A 9456-nucleotide genomic window follows, 5' to 3' on the forward strand; every position below is an offset into this window, starting at 1 on the left:
CTCCGCGTCTCCTTCCACGCACGCCACGCTACGACGACTCACGCCGCACGGCGCGACCAGCGTCGGGCCGCGGCCCGGCCTCACCCGCGGCGCCGCTCAGGGCGCGACGTCGGCGACGGCCGAGCGCACGAGGGCGGTGTGCATGCGCGCGCACACCTCGCCCAGCTCGGCCGCGAGGGTGCCCGCGTGCGCCCGGGCGGACGCCGACCGCTGGCCCCGGACGGGCGCGACGACCTGGGCGACCAGGTCGACCTGACGCTCCGCGGCGGTCCGGAACTGACGCAGGTGCCGGGCGTCGATGCCGTGCTCCGCCAGCGCCGCCGCGGTCACGACGACCTCGCGGCTCCACTCGTCGAAGGTCCCACGGCGGTCGGGCTGCAGCAGCCCCGCCTCGACCAGCTCGGCGACGAACTCCGGGCTCACGCCGGCGTCCTCGGCGAGGGCGAGCGCCGTCTGCGTCGGGACGACGGTCGCCGCGACGCCGTCGCGCGTCGCGAGGCGCGCGCGGGGCGTCTCGTCCTCCTCCCCCGCGTCCAGCGCGGCGAGACGCTCACCGATGACCTTGAGCGGCAGGTAGCGGTCGCGCTGCTGACGCAGCACGAAGCGCAGGCGCTCGACGTCCGCCGGGGAGTACTGCCGGTAGCCGGCGCTCGTGCGCAGCGGCTCGACCAGGCCCTGCTCCTCCAGGAAGCGCAGCTTCGACGTCGTCACCGCCGGGAACTCGAGGCGCAGCGTGTCCAGCACGTCGCTGATGCGCATGCTCGGGCGCCGGGAGATGCCGCGCGGCCACGGCTCCGTCGCGCCGGCGGCGTCGGGAGCGCTCTCGTGCAGCGGCTCGTCGGGGACCGCGGACGCGTGCCGTGCCGCGCTCGCGCGCGGGCTCATGCGTCGCCGCTGTCGCGGTGCGGGCTCGGGTGGAACGTGAGGCGGTACTTGCCGATCTGCACCTCGTCGCCGGCGCGCAGGACCGCCTGGTCGATGCGCGTGCGGTTGACGTAGGTGCCGTTGAGCGAGCCGATGTCGCGCACGACGAACTGCCGCCCGTCGCGGACGAACTCCGCGTGCTTGCGCGAGACCGTCACGTCGTCCAGGAAGATGTCCGCGCGGGTCGACCGGCCGGCGGTGGTCCGCTCGGCGTCGAGCAGGAACCGCGCGCCGGCGCTGGGACCCCGCTGCATGATGAGCAGCGCCGAGGTCGGCGGGAGCATGTGGACCGCGGCCTGCTCGTCGGGCGTGAGGCCGATCGGCGCGGCGCTCTCGATCTCCACGGGCTCGATGCTCGTGAACCGCATGGTCGTCTCGGGGCCGTGCGCGGTCTCGGGCACCTGCCGGTCGTCGCTCACGCGTCCCCTCCCTGACGTCCTGCGCGACCGCCATCGTCGGTGGCCGCGCGCGTCGCTGCTCGTGCGCCCGCGGTGTGCGGGACGGAGCCCACCCTATGCAATCGGTCTCGGTGTCCGCAGCACACGAACCGGACGAGCGTGCGCGCCGCGGACGTCACGTGCGTGTGACCGGGGTCGCACGGCACCGTGACCGCCTGGGCGACGGCTCAGCCGTCCGAGGGCTGCTCGACGACCGCGTAGCGCGGCGCCGGCAGCTCCCGCGTGGAGGAGATCTCGACCGTGTCGGAGCGCTCGACGCTCGCGGCGCCGCCGCTGTTGCGCACCTGGGCGAACGCCCCGCCGGGGATCTGCAGCGCCGGTGCGATCGCGTCGGGGTCGCCGATCACCCGCCACAGGTACGGGCTCGTGACCGGCTCCCCGTCGAGCAGGACCGCGCCGGCCTCGCCGGTGAACGCGCTGCTCGCCGTGATGCGCAGGCTGTTGAGCTCGATCGCCTCCGCGCCGGCGTTGCGCAGCTCCTCCAGCACGTCGAGCAGCACGACGGGCGACAGAGCGCGGTCGACCTCCGTGAGCGTGACGACGACACCCCTGCCCGTGGCGGGGAGCCGCCCCGTGAGGATGCCCTGGTTCGCGGCCGACCGCTCCAGCGCCTCCAGCGCCGCCTGGCGCCGGTCGGAGCCCGACACGAGCTCGTCCCGCTCGTCGCGCAGGTCGGCGGCCTCCTGCTCGAGCGCCTCGCCCCGGGCCGTCGTCTCGTCGAGGATCCGGACGAGCTCGTCCTGGCGCAGGCTCGACAGGTTGTCGCCCCCGGCCTGGCGCACCTGGGCCACCAGCGCGAAGCCCAGCACGGCGCACAGCACGCCCGTCAGCACCTGCGCGCGGGTGGCCCGCGGGCGCATCGCGCGCCCGAGCGCACCCCAGCCGCTGCGCGTGCCGGGCGCCGCGGGTCCGTCGCCGTCCGGTGCCGTCTCGTCGTCGGGGGTCCCGGTCCCCGCGTCCCCGCCGTCCGCGGCCGTCGCGCGCGCGTCGGCGTCGCTCCCCTCCGCCGCGCCGGCGGCGGCGGGAACGTCGACCGGCTCGGCGTCCGGCTCGGCGTCAGGCGCGGGGTCGGGCGCGTCGGGAAGGGCGTCGGCGTCCCGCCCGTCGGCGGGCGGATCGTCCCTCGAGGCGCTGTCGAGCACCACCGGTGGCAGGTCGAAGGGCGGCAGGTCCTCCAGCGGCGACGTCAGGGCCGCGGCGGCGTGGGACTCGTCGAGCCGGTCGTCGCGCTCCTCGTCCACCTCGTCCGCCGGGCCCCCGGCAGCCGCGTCCGGGGCGACGTCGTCGGGCTCGTGCCCCTCCGGGGCCGGCTCGCGCGGCTTCGTCGACACGCTCAGGCCTTGAACAGGTGCCGGCGGATGGACGCCGCGTTGGAGAAGATGCGGATGCCGAGGACCACGACGACGGCCGTCGACAGCTGCGTGCCCACGCCGAGCTGGTCGCCCAGGAACACGATCAGCGCCGCGACCACCACGTTCGACAGGAACGAGGTGAGGAACACCCGGTCGTCGAAGATGCCGTCCAGGAGCGCCCGCAGGCCGCCGAAGAGCGCGTCGAGCGCCGCCACCACCGCGATCGGCAGGTACGGCTGCAGCTCGACCGGCACCGTCGGCTGCAGGAGCAGACCGGCGACGACACCGACGACGAGCCCGACCACGGCGATCACGGCGCACTCCCTTCCCCAGGCCCCGCCGACCCTCCCACATCCTGCGCGCCGGACGCACTCCCCGGCGCCAGCTTCGGGGCCGCCCCGGCGGGCACCGAGGCCTCGCGCAGGGTGGTGGGGCCGGTGCCCGGCAGGTCGAGCCGACGCGCCGTCGCGGTCGTGACGCCGATCCCGAACGTCGTGCGCAGCGTGGCCAGGTGCTGGCCGGCCAGCGTGCGCGAGAGCTCCGTCTGCATGGCGTCGCCGTCCCCGACCACCTCGACCGTGTACGGGCTCGTCAGCGGCGTGAGGTCGACGAGCACCGCGCTGCCCGCCGAGCGGATGGCCGTCGTCGACCCGATCCGCTCGCCGTTGATCGCCACCGCCTCGGCCCCGACGCCCCACAGCCCGTTGACGAGCACCTGCAGGTCGACGTCCTGCACGCGGCTGTCCAGGCTCTCGGGGTCGTCCTCGTCCGGCGGCCCGTCCGTCAGGACGATCCGCAGCCCCGGCCCGTGCACGGGCAGCACCGCCGCCTCGACCGCTCCGGCGGCGACCTCGTCGCGGTAGGTCGCCTCGGCCGAGCCGACGAGCGCCGACTGGAGCGCCCCGATCTCCGCCGCCAGGCCGTCGAGCTGGTCCTGCAGCGCGGCCGCCTCCTCGGTGCGGTCGACGATCTGCGACTCCAGCACGCGCCGCGCCTGCGACGCCGACGTGGCGGGCTGCCGCAGCGCGGCGGTCGCCGCCGTGAGCGCGACGCCGAGGACGAGCGCCACGACGAGGACCACCGCACGCGACCTCGCGGTGGGCGGCCGCCGCACGCCCGCGGCGCGCTCGTCCGCGACGAGCTGGTAGCCGGGGTCGAGCGGGCGCCGGGAGACCTCGTTGAGGAGCGTCATCGACGCGTCGACGGGGCCGCGGGCCGCGGCGGGGCCGTGCCGGCTCACCGCTCCCCCGCGCGCAGCAGGCGCCGCGCCTGCTCGAGGTACAGGACGCCCGAGAACCAGTACAGGGCGACGCCCCACAGCGCGAACGCCCACCCCGCGACGAGCGCGACCTGCCCGACCCACGACTGCCACTCGGCGAGCAGGAGCAGCGGGAAGGCGTACAGGAGGGCGAAGGTGCCCGCCTTGCCCGCGAGGTGCACCTGCGGCGGCGGGTACCCCGCGCGGTCGAGCACCAGGAGCATGACGGCCAGGACGACGTCCCGCGCGACCAGGACGGCGAGGAGCCACCACGGCACGGCGCCCCGCCAGGCGAGCCCGACGAGCGTGACCAGGATGAACAGGCGGTCCGCCGCGGGGTCCAGCAGCTGCCCGAGGCGGGAGACCTGGTGCAGCCGGCGCGCGAGCACGCCGTCGAGCCAGTCGCTCGCCCCCGAGACGGCCAGCACGGCGACGGCCCAGCCGTCGTGGCCCGTGGCGATGAGGACGGCGAACACGGGCACCAGCAGGAGCCGCGCGAGGCTGATGAGGTTCGGGACCGTCAGCACGCGGGCGCTGACGAGCTCGTTGCTGGTCACGTCCCTCCCCTTCGCGCGCCGAACGCCGACGATCCTATGCGTGCGCGCGCCGCCGCCCGGCCGCCTCGCCCCGGACGTCACCCGCTCGTCCCACGACGCGGTCACGGCGGGTGCGCAGGCGGCGTCACCTGCGGCATCGGGCGGCCGACGGTCCCGTGCGCGGCGGCCCGGACCGTGCCACGCTGCCCGTGTGAGCGAGAACGAGCCCGACGACGAGCAGGTCCCGGCGCAGGCGGCCCACGTCAACGACCCGGAGGTCGTCACGCGCCTCCTGACGACCCCCGGCCGGTGGGCGGTCGTCGGCCTGTCGAACAACGCCTCGCGCGCGGCCTACGGCGTCGCGCGGTACGTCCAGGGGATCGGTCACGAGATCGTCCCCGTCCACCCGCGCGCCGAGGCCGTGCACGGCGCGGCCGGGTACGCCACGCTCGCGGAGGTGCCCGGCGACGTGGACGTGGTGGACGTCTTCGTCAACAGCGAGCTCGCCGGCGCGGTCGTCGACGAGGCCGTCGCGATCGGCGCCCGGGCGGTGTGGCTGCAGCTGGGCGTGGTCGACGAGGCGGCGGCGCGGCGCGCGCGCGAGGCCGGCCTCGACGTCGTCATGGACGCCTGCCCCGCGATCGAGGGTCCGCGCCGGGGGCTGTGACGGCCCGCCGGGGCGAGCCCGCGGGCGCCGGCCGCGGTGACCAGGCTCACCGCCCGCTCCCCTGCCGTCCGGCGACGCCGGCCCGGTAGGATGGAGGCGAACCTCGGAGTTCGTCGCTTCCCCCCCGTGAACGTGAACCGGCCGCCGCGCGCGGCCCGGATGCTGGACTGGTGCACCGCTGGTGCGTGGGTGTCGGGGCCGCGACCCGCCGTGGCCGACCCGGCCGACGGACAGGGCTCCTCCCCGATCGAACGGTTGCCGTCCTTCATGCCTGCTGCCCCCACGTCCACCCTGCCCGCCGACCGGGCGCCCCTCGACGAGCTCGAGACGACGACCGTCGCCGCCGACGAGCCGCGCTTCGACGGCCTCGGCCTGCCGGAGCCCCTCGCCCGCGCCGTGACCGACCTCGGCTTCACCACCCCGACCGCCATCCAGGCGCAGGCCGTGCCCGCGCTGCTCGCCGGCCGCGACATCGTCGGCGTCGCGCAGACCGGGACCGGCAAGACGGCCGCCTTCGGCCTGCCGATGCTCGCAGCGGTCGACCCCGAGCTCGGTGCCGTCCAGGCCGTCGTGCTGGCGCCGACCCGCGAGCTGGCCATGCAGGTGGCCGACGCGATCACGACCTTCGCCGTCCACCTCGGCGGGCTCGGCGTCGTCCCCGTGTACGGCGGCGCGCCGTTCCTGCCCCAGCAGCGCGCGCTGGCCCGCGGCGCCCAGGTCGTCGTCGGCACCCCGGGCCGCGTGCTCGACCACCTCGACCGCGGCACGCTGCGGCTCGACCAGGTCCGCTTCCTCGTCCTCGACGAGGCCGACGAGATGCTCCGGATGGGCTTCGCGGAGGACGTCGAGCGCGTGCTCGAGGCCTCACCCGCCGGCCGCCAGGTGGCGCTGTTCTCGGCCACGATGCCCGCGCCGATCCGCCGGGTCGCCGAGCAGCACCTGCAGGACCCCGTCGAGGTCTCGGTCGCCCGTCAGTCGTCGACCGTGACGTCGGTCCGCCAGACGTACGCGGTCGTGCCGTTCCGGCACAAGACCGGCGCGCTCGGGCGGGTCCTCGCCGTCAGCGACGCCGACGCCGCGATCGTCTTCGTGCGCACGCGCGGCGCGGCCGAGGAGGTCGCCAGCGCGCTCGTCGAGAAGGGCATCTCCGCCGCGTACATCTCGGGCGACGTGCCGCAGGGCGAGCGCGAGAAGGTCGTGGACCGGCTGCGCTCCGGCGCCCTCGACGTGCTGGTCGCCACCGACGTCGCCGCCCGCGGGCTCGACGTCGAGCGGATCGGCCTCGTCGTCAACTTCGACGTGCCGCGCGAGCCGGAGACGTACGTGCACCGCATCGGGCGCACGGGTCGAGCCGGCCGCACCGGCACCGCGCTCACGTTCGTCACGCCCGCCGAGCAGAGCCGCCTGCGGCAGATCGAGCGCACGACGCGCGCGACGCTGGAGCAGGTGCCCGTGCCGAGCCCGGCGCAGGTCAGCGGCCACCGGGTGGCCCGCCTGCTCGCCCGCGTCGACGGGCGCGCCGCCGCCGGCCGCCTCGACGTGTACCGCTCGGCCGTGGCCGAGCACGCCGCCGCGCACCCCGAGGCCGCGCTCGAGGACGTCCTGGCCGCCGTGCTGGCGCTGGCCGTCGGCGACGAGGGCCCCGGTGCCCGCGACGAGGAGCTGGACGCCGACCTGGCGCGCCTGCGCACCGACCGTCCGGACCACCACCGCGAGAGCCGTCCCGACGGCGCGCCGGTGCGCGAGCGGCGCCGGACCAGCACGCACATCGCGGGCGGGCCGCCGCGCTGGCGCGTCGCCGTCGGCCACCGGGACGGGCTGCAGCCCGGCGCGCTGGTCGGCGCCCTCACGGGCGAGGGCGGCCTGACGGGCAAGGACGTCGGCAAGATCGACATCTTCGGCAGCTTCGCGCTCGTCGACATCCCGGGCGGGCTGTCCCCCGCCGCCGTCGAGCGCCTGTCGCGCACGCGGGTCGCCGGTCGCCCGCTGCACATCCGCGAGGACCAGGGCCCCCGTCCGAACCGCGGCGCGTCGCGGCCGGCGCACGGCCCGCATCGCGCGCGTCCCTGACGCCGCACGGTCCGGGGCGACGCGCCCCGCACGCCCCCGAGGTCGTCGCGGTCAGCGGAGCGCGGCGACCTCGGCCGTCACGGCGGCGACGAACGCGTCGACGTCCTGCTCGCGCGTGTCGAACGCGCACATGAGGCGGACGACGCCCGGCGTCCAGTCGTAGAAGTGCCAGCGCTCGCGCAGGCGCTCGACGGCGACGGCGGGGATCGAGGCGAACACCGCGTTGACGTGCGTCGCCTGCGTCACCGAGACCCCGGGCACGGCGTCGAGGCCGGCGCGCAGGCGCGCGGCCATCGCGTTGGCGCGCTGCGCCGAGCGCAGCCACAGGTCGCCCTCGAACAGCGCCACGAGCTGCGCGGAGACGAAGCGCATCTTGGACGCGAGCTGCATGTCCATCTTGCGCAGGTACTCGATGCCGGTCGCCGCGCCCGCGTCGAGGACGACCACGGCCTCCCCGAACAGCAGGCCGTTCTTGGTGCCGCCGAGCGAGAGGACGTCGACGCCCACGTCGGTCGTGAACGCGCGCAGGGGCAGGTCGAGCGCGGCCGCGGCGTTCGACAGCCGCGAGCCGTCGACGTGCAGGCGCATGCCGAGGCCGTGCGCCTGCTCCGCGAGCGCGCGGATCTCGTCGGGCGTGTAGAGCGTGCCGAGCTCGGTCGACTGCGTGATCGAGACGACGCCGGGCTGCGCGCGGTGCTCGTCGCCGAAGTTGCGTGCCTCCGTGGCGACGAGCTCCGGCGTGAGCTTGCCGTCGGGCGTCGGGACGGGCAGCAGCTTGATCGCCGCGACGCGCTCGGGCGCGCCGTTCTCGTCCGTGTTGATGTGCGCCTGGGCCGCGCAGATCACGGCTCCCCAGCGCGGCAGCATGGCCTGGAGCCCGACGACGTTGGCCCCGGTCCCGTTGAAGACCGGGTAGGCGACGGCCTGCTGCCCGAAGTGCCTCCGGACGACCTGCTGCAGGCGCTCGGTGTAGGCGTCCGCCCCGTAGGCGACCTGGTGGCCGCCGTTCGCGGCGGCCAGGGCGGCGAGGACCTCGGGGTGCGCCCCGGCGTAGTTGTCGGACGCGAAGTCGACGTGGTGCGGGTCGTGCAGCGGCGCGGGGGTGGTGTCGAGGGTCGTCACCGCGCCAGTCTCTCCCATCCGGCGCCCGCTCCCGCACGCCCCGGCCTGCCGGGGGCGACGCGCTGAGGCATGATCCTGGCCAACCCCCAGGAGGCCGCCATGACGTACGACACGCGGGGCCGGGACGCCGTCCCCGGCGACGGTCGCGACGAGACCGTCGAGGAGAGGATGGACCGCAACTGGAACGAGCTGCTGCAGGAGCTGCGCGTCACCCAGACCGGCGCGACGCTCCTCACCGGGTTCCTCATGACGATCCCGTTCCAGCAGCGGTTCGAGGACCTGGACGACTACCAGCGCACCCTCTACCTCGTGCTGGTCGTCCTGACGGTGCTCGCGACGGCGCTGATCCTCGCGCCGGTGAGCCTGCACCGAGAGCTGTTCCGCCGCCGGATGAAGCCGCAGCTCGTCAGCGCCGGCAACCTGTTCGCGCGACTGGGCCTGGTGGTGCTGGCGCTCGCGCTCGTCGGCGTCGCGAGCCTGCTGTTCGACGTCGTCGTCTCGCGCCAGGCGGGGCAGGTCGTGGGCGCGACGTCGGCGGCGGTGCTGGTCCTCGTGTGGTGGGTGCTCCCCCGCCTCGTCGCGGGCGCGGCCCAGCGGGGCGCGGAGGACTGAACGGTCCGCGCGCCCGCGGTCAGGCGCGCGCCTGCCGGCAGGCCGCGCACGTGCCGACGAGCTCGATCGTGTGGTCGACGTCGTCGTACCCGTAGGACGCCGCGACCCGGGCCGCCCACGCCTCGGCCTCGGCCGCGTCGATCTCGACCGTCGCCCCGCACCCCCGGCACACCAGGTGGTGGTGGTGGGATCGCTGCGCGCACCGGCGGTACACCTGCTCGCCCTCGGCGGTACGCAGGACGTCCACCTCGCCGGCCTCCGCGAGCCGCTGCACCGCGCGGTAGACGGTCGCCAGCCCGACCCCGGACCCGCGGGCCCGCAGCAGCTCGTGCAGCTGCTGGGCGCTGCGGAACTCGTCGAGACCGCTGAGGAGGTCGACGATCTCGGCGCGCTGCCGCGTCTGGCGCTGCTCGGTGACCACTCGACCTCCTGTTGAGACTCGTTCCCATCATAGCGA

At 76.0% G+C, this 9456-nt stretch carries 11 protein-coding genes; 3 read left to right on the forward strand and 8 right to left on the reverse strand.

Annotated elements, in window-relative coordinates; translation table 11 throughout:
• Positions 1–96: 96 nt before the first annotated feature.
• The 6 genes from ftsR to clsA form a co-directional block, all read right to left on the reverse strand.
• Positions 97–885: a transcriptional regulator FtsR gene (gene ftsR / locus HGCM_RS12475; RefSeq protein ID WP_019137169.1), complete on the reverse strand. Its 789-nt coding sequence runs from the start codon at positions 883–885 to the stop codon at positions 97–99.
• The gene (locus HGCM_RS12480; protein ID WP_019137170.1) at positions 882–1343 is read right to left on the reverse strand and encodes an FHA domain-containing protein; all 462 of its coding nucleotides are present in this window, start codon (positions 1341–1343) and stop codon (positions 882–884) included. The genes ftsR and HGCM_RS12480 overlap by 4 nt, the downstream gene beginning before the upstream one ends.
• A gap of 206 nt (positions 1344–1549) precedes the next feature.
• Positions 1550–2713 carry a DUF881 domain-containing protein gene (locus HGCM_RS18260; protein WP_019137171.1) on the reverse strand — a complete coding sequence of 388 codons (1164 nt, stop codon included), beginning with the start codon at positions 2711–2713 and terminating at the stop codon, positions 1550–1552.
• A 2-nt stretch (positions 2714–2715) separates the two neighbouring features.
• Complete coding sequence (locus HGCM_RS12490) at positions 2716–3048, reverse strand: small basic family protein (RefSeq protein WP_019137172.1); 333 nt, start codon at positions 3046–3048, stop codon at positions 2716–2718.
• Positions 3045–3974: a DUF881 domain-containing protein gene (locus HGCM_RS12495; RefSeq protein ID WP_019137173.1), complete on the reverse strand. Its 930-nt coding sequence runs from the start codon at positions 3972–3974 to the stop codon at positions 3045–3047. Before HGCM_RS12495 ends, HGCM_RS12490 begins: the two co-directional genes overlap by 4 nt.
• Positions 3971–4549 carry a cardiolipin synthase ClsA gene (clsA, locus tag HGCM_RS12500; RefSeq protein ID WP_019137174.1) on the reverse strand — a complete coding sequence of 193 codons (579 nt, stop codon included), beginning with the start codon at positions 4547–4549 and terminating at the stop codon, positions 3971–3973. The genes HGCM_RS12495 and clsA overlap by 4 nt, the downstream gene beginning before the upstream one ends.
• Before the next feature lie 190 nt (positions 4550–4739).
• Here clsA and HGCM_RS12505 point away from each other — a divergent pair, with 190 nt between their 5' ends.
• Positions 4740–5195 carry a CoA-binding protein gene (locus HGCM_RS12505; RefSeq protein ID WP_019137175.1) on the forward strand — a complete coding sequence of 152 codons (456 nt, stop codon included), beginning with the start codon at positions 4740–4742 and terminating at the stop codon, positions 5193–5195.
• Between the two features lie 267 nt (positions 5196–5462).
• A complete protein-coding gene (locus HGCM_RS12510) occupies positions 5463–7265 on the forward strand; it encodes a DEAD/DEAH box helicase (protein WP_147572843.1) in 1803 nt (600 codons plus the stop codon).
• 51 nt (positions 7266–7316) lie between these two features.
• On the opposite strand, the gene HGCM_RS12515 is transcribed toward HGCM_RS12510, so the two are convergent.
• Positions 7317–8405, reverse strand: a complete 1089-nt coding sequence (locus tag HGCM_RS12515; protein WP_051016086.1) for a threonine aldolase family protein — start codon at positions 8403–8405, stop codon at positions 7317–7319.
• Positions 8406–8486: 81 nt separating this feature from the next.
• Here HGCM_RS12515 and HGCM_RS12520 point away from each other — a divergent pair, with 81 nt between their 5' ends.
• Positions 8487–8999 carry a DUF6328 family protein gene (locus tag HGCM_RS12520; protein WP_051016218.1) on the forward strand — a complete coding sequence of 171 codons (513 nt, stop codon included), beginning with the start codon at positions 8487–8489 and terminating at the stop codon, positions 8997–8999.
• 19 nt (positions 9000–9018) lie between these two features.
• Here HGCM_RS12520 and HGCM_RS12525 read toward each other — a convergent pair whose 3' ends face one another.
• Entirely contained in the window at positions 9019–9420 is a 402-nt protein-coding gene (locus HGCM_RS12525) for a Fur family transcriptional regulator (protein ID WP_019137179.1), read from the reverse strand.
• Between the last annotated feature and the right edge of the window lie 36 nt (positions 9421–9456).

Source organism: Cellulomonas massiliensis JC225, assembly GCF_000312005.1.
Taxonomy (GTDB): Bacteria; Actinomycetota; Actinomycetes; order Actinomycetales; family Cellulomonadaceae; genus Cellulomonas; species Cellulomonas massiliensis.